General features: G+C 70.8%; 11 protein-coding genes. All 11 read left to right on the top strand.

Features of this window, described 5'->3' with window-relative positions; all coding sequences use genetic code 11:
* Positions 1-82: 82 nt before the first annotated feature.
* The gene (locus OG710_RS08430; RefSeq protein WP_330238752.1) at positions 83-2,704 is read left to right on the top strand and encodes a valine--tRNA ligase; all 2,622 of its coding nucleotides are present in this window, start codon (positions 83-85) and stop codon (positions 2,702-2,704) included.
* Positions 2,705-2,825: 121 nt separating this feature from the next.
* The gene (gene folC, locus OG710_RS08425) at positions 2,826-4,346 is read left to right on the top strand and encodes a bifunctional tetrahydrofolate synthase/dihydrofolate synthase (RefSeq protein ID WP_330238751.1); all 1,521 of its coding nucleotides are present in this window, start codon (positions 2,826-2,828) and stop codon (positions 4,344-4,346) included.
* A gap of 3 nt (positions 4,347-4,349) precedes the next feature.
* On the top strand, positions 4,350-4,709 hold the full coding sequence (locus tag OG710_RS08420) for a DUF4233 domain-containing protein (protein ID WP_330238750.1): 360 nt from the start codon (positions 4,350-4,352) through the stop codon (positions 4,707-4,709).
* A gap of 94 nt (positions 4,710-4,803) precedes the next feature.
* A complete protein-coding gene (ndk, locus tag OG710_RS08415; protein ID WP_330238749.1) occupies positions 4,804-5,217 on the top strand; it encodes a nucleoside-diphosphate kinase in 414 nt (137 codons plus the stop codon).
* A 293-nt stretch (positions 5,218-5,510) separates the two neighbouring features.
* Complete coding sequence (locus OG710_RS08410; RefSeq protein ID WP_111331684.1) at positions 5,511-6,530, top strand: rod shape-determining protein; 1,020 nt, start codon at positions 5,511-5,513, stop codon at positions 6,528-6,530.
* 108 nt (positions 6,531-6,638) lie between these two features.
* On the top strand, positions 6,639-7,667 hold the full coding sequence (gene mreC, locus OG710_RS08405; protein ID WP_330238748.1) for a rod shape-determining protein MreC: 1,029 nt from the start codon (positions 6,639-6,641) through the stop codon (positions 7,665-7,667).
* A gap of 11 nt (positions 7,668-7,678) precedes the next feature.
* The gene (gene mreD, locus OG710_RS08400) at positions 7,679-8,344 is read left to right on the top strand and encodes a rod shape-determining protein MreD (RefSeq protein ID WP_111331688.1); all 666 of its coding nucleotides are present in this window, start codon (positions 7,679-7,681) and stop codon (positions 8,342-8,344) included.
* Between the two features lie 58 nt (positions 8,345-8,402).
* A complete protein-coding gene (gene mrdA, locus OG710_RS08395) occupies positions 8,403-10,568 on the top strand; it encodes a penicillin-binding protein 2 (protein ID WP_330238747.1) in 2,166 nt (721 codons plus the stop codon).
* The gene (gene rodA / locus OG710_RS08390) at positions 10,568-11,758 is read left to right on the top strand and encodes a rod shape-determining protein RodA (RefSeq protein WP_330238746.1); all 1,191 of its coding nucleotides are present in this window, start codon (positions 10,568-10,570) and stop codon (positions 11,756-11,758) included. Before mrdA ends, rodA begins: the two co-directional genes overlap by 1 nt.
* A gap of 34 nt (positions 11,759-11,792) precedes the next feature.
* A complete protein-coding gene (locus OG710_RS08385; RefSeq protein ID WP_330238745.1) occupies positions 11,793-13,322 on the top strand; it encodes a CYTH and CHAD domain-containing protein in 1,530 nt (509 codons plus the stop codon).
* A 50-nt stretch (positions 13,323-13,372) separates the two neighbouring features.
* Positions 13,373-15,298, top strand: coding sequence for a TIGR03960 family B12-binding radical SAM protein (locus tag OG710_RS08380; RefSeq protein WP_330238744.1), 1,926 nt, complete (start codon positions 13,373-13,375; stop codon positions 15,296-15,298).
* Positions 15,299-15,583 lie beyond the last annotated feature (285 nt).

Below are 15,583 nucleotides of genomic sequence, written 5' to 3'. Positions count from 1 at the left end.
GCGCGCGCGGACCACCGGGAGGCACACCGTTACCGAACAAACCGGTTTCGGGTCACTCCTGTGACGGCCCTAAACTGTCCGCGTGACCGAGAATCCAACGCAGCAGCCAGCCAGCAACCCCGAACTGCCGACCCAGTACACGCCGGCCGAGGTAGAGGGGAAGCTGTACGAGCGCTGGGTAGAACGCGGTTACTTCGAGGCGGACGCCAAGAGCGACAAGCCGCCGTTCACCATCGTGATCCCGCCGCCGAACGTCACGGGCTCCCTGCACCTGGGCCACGCCTTTCAGGTGACGCTCATGGACGCTCTCACGCGCCGCAAGCGCATGCAGGGCTACGAGACGTTGTGGCTGCCCGGCATGGACCACGCGGGTATCGCCACGCAGAACAAGGTCGAGCAGCAGCTCGCCGAGGAGGGCAAGTCCCGGCACGACATCGGCCGCGAGGCGTTCGTCGCCAAGACCTGGCAGTGGAAGGAAGAGTACGGCGGCCGGATTCTCGGCCAGCTGCGCCGCCTCGGAGCCGGTCTGGACTGGTCGCGTGAGCGGTTCACCATGGACGAGGGTCTCTCCGAGGCCGTCCAGACGATCTTCAAGAACCTGTACGACGACGGGCTGATCTACCGCGCCGAGCGCATCATCAACTGGTGTCCGCGCTGTCTGACCGCGATCTCCGACATCGAGGTCGACTACCAGGACGACGACGGCGAGCTGGTCTCGCTGAAGTACGGCGAGGGCGACGACACCGTCGTCGTCGCGACCACCCGTGTCGAGACGATGCTCGGTGACACCGCCGTCGCCGTCCACCCCGACGACGAGCGGTACGCACACCTCATCGGCAAGCGGATCAAGCTGCCGCTGACCGACCGGACCATCCCGGTCGTCGCCGACACGCACGTCGACCCCGAGTTCGGGACCGGCGCCGTCAAGGTGACCCCGGCCCACGACCCGAACGACTTCGCCATCGGGCAGCGGCACGGGCTCGAGATGCTGACCGTCATGGACGAGCGGGCCATCATCACCGTGCCCGGCCCGTTCGAGGGGCTCGACCGCTTCGAGGCCCGCTCCGCCATCGTCGAGGCCATGCGCGACCAGGGCCGTGTGGTCGCCGAGAAGCGCCCGTACACCCACGCCGTCGGACACTGCTCGCGCTGCAGGACGGCCGTCGAGCCGCGGCTCTCGCTGCAGTGGTGGGTCAAGGTCGAGACCCTCGCCGAGGCCGCCGGCGACGCGGTCCGCGACGGCCGGGTCGCCCTCCACCCCAAGGAGATGGAGAAGCGGTACTTCGACTGGGTGGACAACCTCAACGACTGGTGCATCTCCCGCCAGTTGTGGTGGGGACACCGCATTCCGGTCTGGTACGGCCCCGAGGGCGAGGTCGTCTGCGTCGGACCCGGCGAGCAGCCCCCGAGCGGCGAGGGCTGGACCCAGGACGAGGACGTCCTCGACACCTGGTTCTCCTCCGGCCTGTGGCCCTTCTCCACGCTCGGCTGGCCCGAGGAGACGCCGGACCTGGCGAAGTTCTACTCGACCGACGTCCTGCTCACCGGTCACGACATCATCTTCTTCTGGGTCGTCCGGATGATGATGTTCGGCCTGTACGCCATGGACGGGGAGGTCCCGTTCAAGACGGTCGCGCTGACCGGTCTCGTGCGGGACGAGTTCGGCAAGAAGATGTCGAAGTCCAACCCCAACGCCGTGGACCCGATCGACTGGATGGACGCGTACGGCTCCGACGCCGTCCGTTTCACGCTGGCCAACGGCGCCAACCCGGGCGCGGACGTGCCGGTCGGCGAGGACTGGGTCAAGGCATCCCGCAACTTCGCCAACAAGATCTGGAACGCCACCCGCTTCGCGCTGATGAATGGCGCCACCGTCGAGGGCGAGCTGCCTTCCGCCGACGTGATGTCGGCGGCCGACCGGTGGATTCTCTCCCGCCTCAACAAGGTCGTCGCCCAGGCGGACGCCTACTACGACGACTTCCAGTTCGCCAAGCTGGCCGACGTCCTCTACCACTTCGCGTGGGACGAGGTCTTCGACTGGTACGTCGAGCTGTCGAAGACGACCTTCTTCGCGGGCGGCGACGCGGCCCGGGTCTCCGCGCGCGTCCTGGGCGAGGTCCTCGACAAGCTGCTGCGCCTGCTGCACCCCGTCGTCCCCTTCGTCACCGAGACCCTCTGGACCGCGCTCACCGGCCGCGAGTCCGTCGTCGTCGCCGACTGGCCCCAGGACTCCGGCTTCCGCGACGACGCCGCCGAGCGGGAGATCGAGCTCGTCCAGCAGGTCGTCACCGAGGTCCGCCGCTTCCGCTCCGACCAGGGGCTCCAGCCCGGCCAGAAGGTCCCGGCCGAGCTGACCCTGACCGGTACGCCGCTCGCCCCGCACGAGACGGCCATGCGCCAGCTCCTGCGGCTCCAGCCCGCCGGGGACGGCTTCCAGGCCACCGCGTCGCTGCCCGTCGCCGGGGCGACCGTCGCGCTCGACCTGTCGGGCACGATCGACGTGGCCGCCGAGCGCAAGCGGCTGACCAAGGACCTGGAGGCGGCCAAGAAGGAGGTCGCCCAGGCCGGCGCCAAGCTCGGCAACGAGGCGTTCCTGGCCAAGGCCCCGGACAACGTGGTCGACAAGATCCGCGGCCGGCTCGCCAAGGCCGAGGCCGACATCGAGCGGATCACCGGCCAGCTGGCGGGCCTCCCGCAGGCCTGACCCGTACCGCACACCGCGGAGCCCCCGCACCCCGGCGCGAGCCGGGCGGCGCGGGGGCTCCGCGATGTCCGGGCGCGGGCGGCTGCGCGCGATGTCGGAGGCCATCCGTAGACTGGGGCCCGTGAGTGAGCCCCGCCCCGACCGGCCCGACGCGTCCGACCCCGACGACACCTTCGCGGAGATCGTCGACGAAGCGACCCAGCGCGACCCCGACCTGGCGGTGATCGAGGCCGGCAGCCGCACGCTGCGCGCCGCCTCGGGGCCGCCGCCCGGCGACGAGGTCCCCACCCGCCCCGCCGACCCGGAGGTCGACAAGGCGCTGCGCGCGGTGGAGCAGGAGCTCGCCGGGCGCTGGGGCGAGACCAAGCTGGAGCCGTCCGTCACCCGCATCGCCGCCCTGATGGACGTCCTGGGCGACCCGCAGCGCGCGTACCCCTCGATCCACATCACCGGCACCAACGGCAAGACGAGCACCGCCCGCATGGTCGAGGCCCTGCTCGGCGCCTTCGACCTGCGCACCGGCCGGTACACCTCGCCGCACGTCCAGTCGATCACCGAGCGGATCAGCCTGGACGGCGCCCCCATCGACGCCGAGCGGTTCATCTCCACGTACGAGGACATCAAGCCGTACGTCGAGATGGTCGACTCCCAACAGCCCTACCGGCTGTCCTTCTTCGAGGTGCTCACGGGCATGGCGTACGCGGCCTTCGCCGACGCGCCGGTCGACGTCGCCGTCGTCGAGGTCGGCATGGGCGGCACCTGGGACGCGACCAACGTCATCGACGCCTCGGTCGCCGTCGTCACCCCGATCTCGCTCGACCACACCGACCGCCTGGGCTCCACGCCGGGCGAGATCGCCACGGAGAAGTCCGGGATCATCAAGCAGGACGCCACGGTCATCCTCGCCCAGCAGCCGGTGGACGCCGCCCAGGTCATGCTGAAGAAGGCCGTCGAGGTGGACGCCACCGTGGCCCGCGAGGGCATGGAGTTCGGCGTGGTCTCCCGCGAGATCGCGGTCGGCGGCCAGCTGCTGACACTGCGCGGCCTCGGCGGCGAGTACCCGGAGGTCTTCCTCCCGCTGTACGGCGCCCACCAGGCGCACAACGCGGTGGTGGCGCTCTGCGCGGTCGAGGCGTTCTTCGGCGTCGGCGCCGAGCAGCCCGGCTCGCTCGACCCGGACATCGTGCGCGCCGCGTTCGCCTCGGTGCGCTCGCCCGGCCGGCTGGAGGTCGTGCGCTCCAGCCCGACCGTCATCCTGGACGCCGCCCACAACCCGGCCGGCGCCCGCGCCACCGCCGAGGGCATCTCCGAGGCGTTCGGCTTCTCCCGGCTGATCGGGGTCGTCGGCGTCAGCGGCGACAAGGACGTGCGGGGCCTCCTGGAGGCGTTCGAGCCGATCTTCGCCGAGGTCGTCGTCACCCGGAACTCCACCGAGCGCGCCATGGACGCCGACACCCTCGCGGCCATCGCCGTCGAGGTCTTCGGCCACGACCGGGTCCAGGTCGAACCCCGGCTCGACGACGCCCTGGAGGCGGCGATCACGCTGGCCGAGGAAGAGGACGAGTACGCGGGCGCCGGAGTCCTGGTGACCGGCTCGGTGATCACGGTCGGCGAGGCCCGGCTGCTCCTGGGAAGGCGCTGACCCATGCGCACGCTCTGTGCTTCCACGCTGATCGGCGAGTTCTTCGTGATCGGGTTCGCCGGACTCGTCGCCATGAAGTCCGACGACCTGACCGGCGCCACGGTCTGGACGGTGTGCGGCATCGGGATGCTGTTCTCCCTGCTGCTCTGCGGCATGATCACCCGGCCCGGCGGCGTCCAGCTCGGCTGGGCGCTCCAGGTCGCGCTGCTCGCGAGCGGCCTCGTGATCCCGGTGATGTACATCCTGGGCCTCGCCTTCGGCGCGCTGTGGTGGGCCTCGGTGCACTACGGCCGCCGGATCGACGAGGTGAAGGCCCGGTGGGCGGCGGCCCAGGCCGAGGCGGGGACACCCGCCGGCGGCTGATCCCGCCCCCACCACGGCAAACCCGGCCGCGGCGCCCCCGCCCGGCCCCTGTAATGTCGCCTCACCGCACCCGTATGCCTTCAAGGAGCCGCAGATGACCCAGCGCACCCTCGTTCTTCTCAAGCCCGACGCCGTCCGTCGCGGTCTGGTCGGCGAGATCGTCGGCCGCATCGAGCGCAAGGCCGGCTGGAAGATCACGGCGCTGGAGCTGCGTACCCTGGACCGCGCCACGCTGGAGCAGCACTACGCGGAGCACGTGGGCCGCCCGTTCTACGAGCCGCTCATGGAGTTCATGCAGTCCGGCCCGGCCGTCGCGCTGGTGGTCGAGGGCGAGCGGGTCATCGAGGGCGTCCGCACGCTGGCCGGCCCCACCGACCCGATCGCCGCCGCGCCCGGCTCCGTCCGCGGCGACTTCGGCACGATCACCCGTGAGAACCTCATCCACGCATCGGACTCCGAGGAGTCCGCAGAGCGGGAAATGAAGCTGTTCTTTCCGGGTCTTTCCTGAATCGCACTCAGCCGAACAGCGCTCATGACCTGGGGCGACCGAATTAATTCGGTCGCCCTTCGGCATAGGGTGTCCGATCGCGGGAACGCATCCCCCCGACGTAACGTCACCATGAGTGGAACGGCCACCCGTTCTGCCCAGCAGGGCGGCGTACCCTCGCGCCGTGTCGGTGCAACCGGCACTACGATGGAACCTTCCACGCCCGCAGCGCCCATCCCGCCCACCAAAACAAGCCACCCGAGCTTTCACTCGGGAAGGCCCGACGCATCCTCATGGGGAACAAGGGGAACTCAATGTCGTTCATCGGCCGTGACATGGCTATCGACCTCGGGACTGCCAACACGCTGGTGTACGTCAGGGGGCGCGGCATCGTCCTGAACGAGCCGTCCGTCGTGGCCATCAACACCAACACCGGCGGAATTCTGGCGGTCGGTGCCGAGGCCAAGAAGATGATCGGCCGTACTCCCGGCAACATCGTCGCCGTACGGCCGCTCAAGGACGGTGTGATCGCCGACTTCGAGATCACCGAGCGGATGCTCCGCTACTTCATCCTGAAGATCCACAAGCGCCGCTACCTGGCCCGCCCCCGGGTCGTGGTGTGCGTGCCCTCCGGCATCACCGGCGTCGAGCGCCGCGCCGTCATCGAGGCGTCCACGCAGGCCGGCGCCCGCCAGGTGCACATCATCGAGGAGCCCATGGCGGCGGCCATCGGCTCCGGCCTGCCGGTCCACGAGGCCACCGGCAACATGGTCGTCGACATCGGCGGCGGCACCACCGAGGTCGCGGTGATCTCGCTCGGCGGAATCGTCACCGCACAGTCCATCCGGGTGGCCGGCGACGAGCTGGACAACGCGATCATCCAGCACATCAAGAAGGAGTACTCGCTCCTCCTCGGCGAGCGCAGCGCCGAACAGATCAAGATCACCATCGGCTCGGCGTACGACCTGGAGAAGGACGAGCACACCGAGATCCGCGGCCGCGACCTCGTCTCGGGCCTGCCCAAGACCGTCGTCATCTCGGCCGGCGAGGTCCGCAAGGCCATCGAGGAGCCGGTCAACGCGATCGTGGACGCGGTCAAGACGACGCTCGACAAGTGCCCGCCGGAGCTGTCCGGCGACGTCATGGACCGCGGCATCGTCCTCACCGGCGGCGGCGCGCTGCTGCGCGGGCTCGACGAGCGGCTGCGCAACGAGACCGGCATGCCGATCCACATCGCCGAGGACCCGCTGGACTCGGTGGCGCTCGGCTCCGGCAAGTGCGTCGAGGAGTTCGAGGCGCTCCAGCAGGTGCTGGACGCCCAGCCCCGACGGTAGCGACCCCACGGCCCTCCGCGCGGACGCTGCCGCTCCGTGCGGAGGGACGCGGAGGAACGTTGATATACAGGCACGAACATTCCTACGAGGAAGGCACGGCCGCCGCACGTGAGGGACACACGAGAGAGCCGGCTGCTCCTGGTGCTGCTGATCGTCATCGCGTTCGCACTGATCACGGTGGACATCCGGGGCGGTGAGGGCTCACCGGTGGACGGCGCCCGGCAGGCCGCCGCCACGGTGTTCGGCCCCGTGGAGAACGGCGTGGCGTCGGCGGTGGACCCGGTGGGCAACGCCATAGGGGCGGTCCGCGCCTCCGGCTCCCGGCACGACAAGATCGCCGCCCTGGAGAAGGAGAACGCCGAGCTGAAGGCGAGCCTCGGCAGCGACGACCGCAACCGCAGCCGGGTCCGCCAGCTCGACGCGATGCTCAAGAAGTCGGCCACCGGCCAGTACGGCATCAAGGCGGCCGAGGTCATCGCCATAGGAGCGGCCCAGGGCTTCTCCTGGACGGTCACCATCGACGCCGGCTCCAAGGACGGCGTCAAGCGCGACATGACCGTCCTCAACGGGGACGGGCTCGTCGGCCGCGTCACCACGGTCGGCCCGGACACCGCCACGGTGCTCCTGGCCAACGACCCCGACTTCACCGTGGGCACCCGGATGGAGGCCACCGACGAACTCGGCTTCGCCACCGGCCAGGGCACCCGCCCGCTCGCGGTGCAGTTCCTGAACGGCAAGGCCAGGGTCAAGAAGGGCGACCGGCTCGTCACCTTCGGCTCCAGCAAGGACAAGCCGTTCGTGCCCGGCGTCCCGGTCGGCGAGGTCGTCCGGGTGGACCCCTCCGGCGGTGACCTCACCCGTACCGTCTACGTCCGCCCGTACGTCTCCTTCACCAAGCTCGACATCGTCGGCATCGTCGTCCAGGCCCCGCGCACGGACCCGCGCGACATGGTCCTGCCGAAGAAGCCGAAGGCGCCCGCCAAGCCGAAGCCCACCCCGACCGTCACCGTCACCATCTCGCCCAACGGCGACATCGTCGACACCGAGGGCAACGTGGTCGGCAACATCCACGAGAGCCCCGATCCCAGCGGGAACGCCACCCCGAGCGCCGGCGACGCGGTCAACGAACAGAGGTAGAGCTGATTCCCATGCACGTCAACCGGACCCTGCTCTCCATCGTTCTGGTCGTCTTCGCCCTGGTCGTCCAGGTGTCCGTGCTGGCCCGGCTCCAGCTGCCCGGCGCCGTGCCCGACCTGCTGCTGATGGTCGTCCTCGGCCTCGCCTTCGTGTACGGACACGTCGCCGGCGCCCTCATCGGCTTCGGCGCCGGACTGCTCGCCGACCTGGCACCCCCGGCCGACCACGCCGCCGGCCGCTACGCCCTGGTGCTGTGCGTCATCGGCTACCTCGCGGGCCTGGCCCGGCCGGAGAACGGGCAGCTCAAGTCCGCGTTCCTGCCGATGGCGGTGGTCGTCGCGGCGGCGATCGGCACGACCCTGCTGTACGCGGGCGTCGGCGCGCTCGTCGGCGACACCGCCGCCCGCCACGTCGGCCTGGGCAGCCTGCTGTTCACCGCCGCCGTCTACGACCTGCTGCTCGCGCCGTTCACCGTGCCGCTGATCATGGCGCTCGCCAGACGTACGGTGAACGACCCCGTTGCCGAGTCCTCCTCGGGCCACGGCGACGTGGCGGCCGGCTGGCTGGCGTCGGGCACCGGGCTGCGGATCGGCAGCCAGCGCGGCGGACTGCGCGTCAAGGCGGCCCGCAACCGGGCCGCACGCGCCGGACGGATCAAGGGAGTCAAGCGACTGTGAGGCTGCGACACTCCGGGCCGCCCGGGCCCGGCCCCCGGACCACCACCGGGGGCGCCCCGTGAGCAACATCCCCGAGACCGGCCGGACCCAGCGCGTGCGCATCCGGCTCGTCGTCATCCAGGTTCTCGTCTTCTCGCTGCTCCTCACCCTGGGCGGCCGGCTCTGGTACCTCCAGATCCGCAACGGCCAGGAGTACTCCGACGAGGCGAAGAACAACCACGTCCAGCAGGTCGTCCAGCCCGCCGCCCGCGGCTCCATCCTCGACGCGCGCGGCGTGCCCCTCGCCGACAACGAGACCCGGCTCGTGGTCTCCGCCAGCCGCACCGAGCTGATGAAGATGGACGACGACGGCAAGGCCGTGCTCACCCGGCTCGCCGACGTGCTCGACATGAAGCCGAAGGACGTCTTCGACAAGGTCCGGCTCTGCGACGCCAAGACCCCGCAGCCCTGCTGGAACGGCTCGCCCTACCAGCCGATCCCGGTCACCGACGAGGCCACCACCCAGCAGGCCCTGACCATCCGGGAGCGCGCCGAGGACTTCCCCGGCATCACCGCCGAACCCACCGCCGTCCGCCGCTACCCGGCGCCCGGCAAGGCCAACACCGCCCAGGTCCTCGGCTACCTCTCGCCCGTCACGGACGAGGAGATCACCAAGGCCCAGGACAGCGAGTCGCCCTATTTGCGCTCCGACATGGTCGGCCGCTCCGGCCTGGAGCGCACGTACGACAAGGAGCTGCGCGGCAAGGCGGGCGTCAAGCGCTACGAGGTCGACAACCTGGGCCGGGTCATCGGCCAGGCCAAGAACGACGAGGCGGAGGCCGGCTCCAGCGTCGTCACCTCCATCGACGCCCGTGTCCAGGCCGTCGCCGAGTACGAACTCAACGACGCGATGAAGAAGGCGCGCCTGGAGTTCGACCACAACACCGGCGAGAACTACAAGGCGGACTCCGGCGCGGTCGTCGTCATGGAGGCCAAGACGGGCCGGGTCGTCGCGATGGCGTCCCTGCCCAACTACGACCCCAACGCCTGGGTCGGCGGCATCTCCGCCAAGGACTACGCCAAGCTCACCGGCAAGAAGTCGAACTTCCCGCTGCTGAACCGGGCCATCCAGGGCCAGGCCGCCCCCGGCTCCATCTTCAAGGTCATCTCCTCCACCGCCGCCGTCAACGCCGGCTACCCCTTCGACGGCCACTACCCCTGCCCCAGCTCGTACTCCATCGGCGGGCAGACCTTCACCAACTACGAGTCCCAGGGCTACGGCGACATCACCATCGGCCGCGCCCTGGAGGTCTCCTGCGACACCGTGTACTACGGCCTCGCGCACAAGGAGTGGCTCAAGGACGGCGGGAACCACCCCAAGAAGAACCCCAAGGACTGGTTCTACAAGACCGCCCACCAGTTCGGCCTCGGCAAGACCACCGGCATCGACCTCCCCAACGAGGTCAGCGGCCGCGTCCCGGACCGCGAGTGGAAGAAGAACTTCGCCAAGGCCAACCACGACGCCTGGTGCAAGCAGGGCAAGAAGGACGGCACCTACGTCGAGCAGATCGCCTACGAGAACTGCCTCGAAGGCGACCGGATGCGCGCCGGTGACTCCGTCAACTACTCGATCGGCCAGGGCGACACCCTCGTCACCCCGATCCAGATGGCCACCATCTACGCGGCCATCTCCAACGGCGGCACGCTGTACGACCCCACCGTCGGCAAGGCGATCATCAGCCCCGACGGCAAGGACGTGCGGATGATCGAGCCCACGTCGCACGGCAAGCTGCCGTTCGACAAGAAGACCCGCAACCAGATAGACGAAGCCCTCGCGGGGGTCGCGACCCGCGGTTCGGCCGCCTGGCGATTCGGCGGCTGGCCGCAGGACAAGATCCCGATGCACGCCAAGACGGGTACCGCCGAGGTCTACGGCAAGCAGACGACCTCCTGGTTCGCCACGTACACCAAGGACTACTCGATCGTCATGACGATCTCCCAGGGCGGTACGGGTTCCGGCGCGTCCGGGCCCGCCGTCCGCAACATCTACAACGCGCTCTACGGCCTCGACGCCACCGGCAAGCAGGACCTCAAGAAGGCCCTCCTGCCCACGCCCCAGAAGGGCCTGCCCGGCATCCGGACGGACGGCACCATCGACGCCCCGACCATCAAGCCCTACAACCCCGCGTCCGAGAAGCCGGCCGCCGAACAGACGCTCGCCGCGCTCGTGGGGAGGCGCGACTGATGGCCGGCTTCTCCGTCCCGCGCTACGGCCCCGAGCGGTCCGCGTGGGGCCGCCTCACCGCACGGGACTCCATGGTGCGCCGGCTCGACTGGCCGCTCCTCGGCTCCGCCGTCGCGCTCTCCTTCATCGGCTCGCTGCTGGTCTGGTCGGCGACCCGGGGACGCGACTCGCTGACCCACGGCGACCCGTACTACTTCCTGCTCCGGCACGCCCTCAACACCGGCATCGGCATGGCGCTGATGATCGGCACCATCTGGCTCGGCCACCGCACCCTGCGCGGCGCGGTGCCGGTCCTCTACGGCCTGTCCGTGGTGCTGGTGCTGATCGTCCTCACCCCGCTGGGCGCCACGGTCAACGGCGCCCACGCCTGGATTCTGCTGCCCGGCGGGTTCTCCCTCCAGCCCTCCGAGTTCACCAAGATCACCATCATCCTGGGCATGGCGATGCTGCTGGCCGCCCGGGTGGACGCCGGCGACCAGCTCTACCCCGACCACCGCACCGTGGCCAAGGCCCTCGGGCTCGCCGCGCTCCCGATGGCGATCGTCATGGGGATGCCGGACCTCGGCTCCGTGATGGTCATGGTCGTCATCGTGCTCGGCGTGCTGCTGGCCTCCGGCGCGCCCAACCGCTGGATCTTCGGGCTCCTGGGCGCGGGCGTGGCCGGGGCGGTCGCCGTCTGGCAGCTCGGGCTCCTCGACGACTACCAGATCGCCCGGTTCGCCGCCTTCGCCAACCCGGCGCTCGACCCGGCCGGCGTCGGCTACAACACCAACCAGGCGCGCATCGCCATCGGCTCCGGCGGCCTGTACGGCACCGGCCTCTTCCAGGGCACCCAGACCACCGGGCAGTTCGTCCCCGAGCAGCAGACCGACTTCGTTTTCACGGTCGCCGGCGAGGAACTCGGCTTCCTCGGCGCCGGGCTCATCCTCGTCCTGCTCGGCATCGTCCTGTGGCGCGCCTGCCGCATCGCCCGCGAGACCACCGAGCTGTACGGCACGGTCGTCGCCGCAGGCATCATCGCCTGGTTCGCCTTCCAGTCCTTCGAGAACATCGGCATGACGCTCGGCATCATGCCGGTCGCCGGACTCCCGCTGCCGTTCGTCTCCTACGGCGGCTCCTCCATGTTCGCCGTCTGGGTGGCCATCGGGCTGCTCCAGTCGATCCGGGTGCAACGGCCGATAACGGCCTGACCCCGGCCGCCCGGTCCCGCGCTAGATTCGGTACATGGCCGACTCCAAGCGCGAGATCGAGCGGAAGTACGAAGCCACGGACGCCACCCGGCTCCCCGCCCTGGACCGGGTGGCCGGGGTCGGGTCCGTCACGCACGAGGGCGTCACCGAACTGGACGCCGTCTACTACGACACCGGCGACCTGCGCCTCGCCGCCGCCGGGGTCACCCTGCGCCGCCGCACCGGCGGGGCGGACGCCGGCTGGCATCTCAAACTCCCCGTCGCCGCACACGTCCGGGACGAGATCCGCGCCCCGCTCTCCGACACCCCGCCGGCCCGCCTCACCGTCCTGATCCGCTCCCGCACCCTGGACGCCCCCGTCGTCCCCGTGGTCCGGCTGCGCTCCGCCCGCGACGTCCACGTCCTCACCGCCCCGGACGGCACCGCGCTGGCCGAGCTGAGCGTGGACGAGGTCCGCGCCGAACGGCTGCACGGCGGCGACCGCACCGCCGCCTGGACCGAGATCGAGGTCGAACTCGCCGACGACGGCGACCCCGCCTTCCTCGACACCGTCGAGCGCCACCTCGAAGCGGCCGGCATCCGGCCCTCCGCCTCCTCCTCCAAACTCGCCCGCGCGCTCACCGACACGGCACCGGACCCGGCGCCCGCCGGAGCCCCGCCCGACGACCCCGCCACCCCGCACACCGCGGGCGACCACGTCCTCGCCTACGTACGCCGGCAGGCCGCGGCCATCACCGCGCTCGACCCGGCCGTACGCCGGGGGCTGCCCGACTCCGTGCACCGGATGCGCGTCGCCACCCGCCGGCTGCGCAGCGCCCTGCGCACCCACCGCCGCGTCCTGGACCGGGACGCCACCGCGGCGCTCGGCGCCGAGCTGAAGTGGCTCGCGGGGGAGCTGGGCGTCGACCGCGACCAGGAGGTGCTGGACGCCCGGCTGCGCGCCCGCCTCGGCGAACTGTCGCACCCCCTGGCCATCGGCCCGGTCCGGGCGCGGCTGCGGCTCTGGTCGGCGGCGGGCCGCAGCGGTTCGCGCCGGCGCACCACCGCCGTGCTGGACTCCGCGCGCTACCTGGACCTGCTGCGCGCCCTGGAGGAGCTGCTCGCCGCGCCGCCCCTGCTGCCGGGGGCCGGGGCCCCGCCCGGCGAGGAACTGGCCCGCGCGGCCCGCAAGGACCACAAGCGCCTCGCCGGACGGATCGCGTACGCCCGGGAACTGCCGGCCGGGCCGGACCGGGACGCCGCCCTGCACAGCGCCCGCAAGGCCGCCAAACGGGCCCGGTACGCGGCGGAGGCCGCTCGCCCCGCCCTGGGGAGGCCCGCGAAGAAGGCCGCCAAGCGGCTCAAGGCCGTACAGAGCCTCCTCGGCGATCACCAGGACGGCGTCGTCGCCCGCGAGACCCTGCGCGCCCTCGCCGTACAGGCGCACGCGGCGGGGGAGCCGTCGTTCACCTGGGGACTGGTGTACGGGCGCGAGGAGGCGGCCGCGGCGGCGGCCGAGAGCGAGCTGCCCGGGGTGTGGCACCGGGCGGCCCGAGCCCGTATCCGGCGGTCCTCCGGAGGCTGAGCAGCGAGGTACGCTGGATGGTCACCCCTGCCGGCTCTCGAAAGTTCGCGATGTCTGTCGATTCGGTCTTCCCACAGCTCGAAGCTCTGCTCCCGCATGTGCAGAAGCCCATCCAGTACGTCGGCGGTGAGCTGAACTCCACCGTCAAGCCGTGGGACGAGTGCGACGTCCGCTGGGCGCTGATGTACCCGGACGCGTACGAGGTCGGGCTGCCCAACCAGGGCGTCATGATCCTCTACGAGGTACTCAACGAGCGTCAGGGCGTCCTCGCCGAGCGCACGTACAGCGTCTGGCCGGACCTCGAAGCGCTGATGCGCGAGCACAAGGTGCCGCAGTTCACCGTGGACAGCCACCGCCCGGTCAAGGCGTTCGACGTCTTCGGGCTCAGCTTCTCCACCGAGCTGGGTTACACCAACATGCTCACCGCCCTGGACCTGGCCGGTATCCCGCTGGCCGCCAGGGACCGGGACATCGACGACCCGATCGTGCTCGCCGGCGGCCACGCCGCGTTCAACCCGGAGCCGATCGCCGAGTTCATCGACTGCGCGGTCATCGGCGACGGCGAGCAGGCGGTCCTGGAGATCACCGAGATCGTCCGCGCCTGGAAGGCCGAGGGCCGTCCCGGCGGCCGCGAGGAGGTGCTGTTCCGCCTCGCGAGGACCGGCGGCGTGTACGTCCCCGGCTTCTACGACGTGGAGTACCTCCCGGACGGCCGCATCGGCCGCGTCGTACCGAACAGGTCGGGCGTGCCGTGGCGGGTGTCCAAGCACACCGTCATGGACCTCGACGAGTGGCCCTACCCGAAGCAGCCGCTGGTCCCGCTCGCCGAGACCGTCCACGAGCGGATGTCCGTCGAGATCTTCCGCGGCTGCACCCGCGGCTGCCGTTTCTGCCAGGCCGGCATGATCACGCGCCCCGTGCGGGAGCGAAGCATCACCGGCATCGGCGAGATGGTGGACAAGGGCCTCAAGGCCACCGGCTTCGAAGAGGTGGGTCTGCTCTCCCTCTCCTCCGCCGACCACACCGAGATCGGCGACATCGCCAAGGGCCTCGCGGACCGCTACACCGAGGACAAGATCGGCCTCTCGCTGCCGTCCACCCGCGTCGACGCGTTCAACGTGGACCTCGCCAACGAGCTGACCCGCAACGGCCGCCGCTCCGGCCTCACCTTCGCCCCCGAGGGCGGCTCCGAGCGCATGCGCAAGGTCATCAACAAGATGGTCTCGGAGGAGGACCTGATCCGCACGGTCGCCACCGCCTACGGCAACGGCTGGCGCCAGGTGAAGCTCTACTTCATGTGCGGGCTGCCCACCGAGACCGACGAGGACGTCCTCCAGATCGGCGACATGGCGGTCAACGTGATCGCCAAGGGCCGCGAGGTCTCCGGCCAGAACGACATCCGCTGCACCGTCTCCATCGGCGGCTTCGTGCCCAAGCCGCACACGCCCTTCCAGTGGGCGCCGCAGCTGAGCGCCGAGGAGACCGACGCCCGTCTCGGCAAGCTCCGGGACAAGATCCGCGGCGACAAGAAGTACGGCCGCTCCATCGGCTTCCGTTACCACGACGGCAAGCCCGGCATCGTCGAGGGCCTCCTCTCGCGCGGTGACCGCCGGATCGGCTCCGTCATCCGCGCGGTGTACGAGGCCGGCGGCCGGTTCGACGGCTGGCGCGAGTACTTCAGCTACGACCTGTGGATGAAGAGCGCCGAGGCGACGCTGCCGGAGTTCGGCGTGGACGTCGACTGGTACACCACCCGCGAGCGCACCTACGAGGAGGTCCTGCCCTGGGACCACCTGGACTCGGGTCTCGACAAGGACTGGCTCTGGGAGGACTGGCAGGACGCGCTCGACGAGACCGAGGTCGAGGACTGCCGCTGGACGCCGTGCTTCGACTGCGGGGTCTGCCCGCAGATGGACACCAGCATCCAGATCGGCCCCACCGGCAAGAAGCTCCTGCCGCTGACGGTCGTGAAGTGAGCGGCGGGCCGACCGCCCGCGGGTGACGACTCGGTGACGACGGCCCGGTCCGGGGAAACCCCGGACCGGGCCGCTGCGTCATCAGGTGCATGGAACACGGAAAGCACCGCGCGCCCGTGCCGCAGCCGACGCACGACGACCACCGGGCACCCGCGCGCTACGAGGGCGGAGACGGCTGTCTCACCACGCTGGTCCGGGTCCCGGTCCGGATCGTGGTCGTCCTCGTCGTCCTGCCGCTGCGGATGCTGTGGGACGCCCTCGTCGTCACGGCCCGCGCCGCCGAAC

The sequence above is a fragment of the Streptomyces sp. NBC_00525 genome, from assembly GCF_036346595.1.
Taxonomy (GTDB): Bacteria; Actinomycetota; Actinomycetes; order Streptomycetales; family Streptomycetaceae; genus Streptomyces.
Note: the sequence above shows the minus strand (reverse complement) of the source record. Positions and strands in the feature narration are given on the sequence as shown.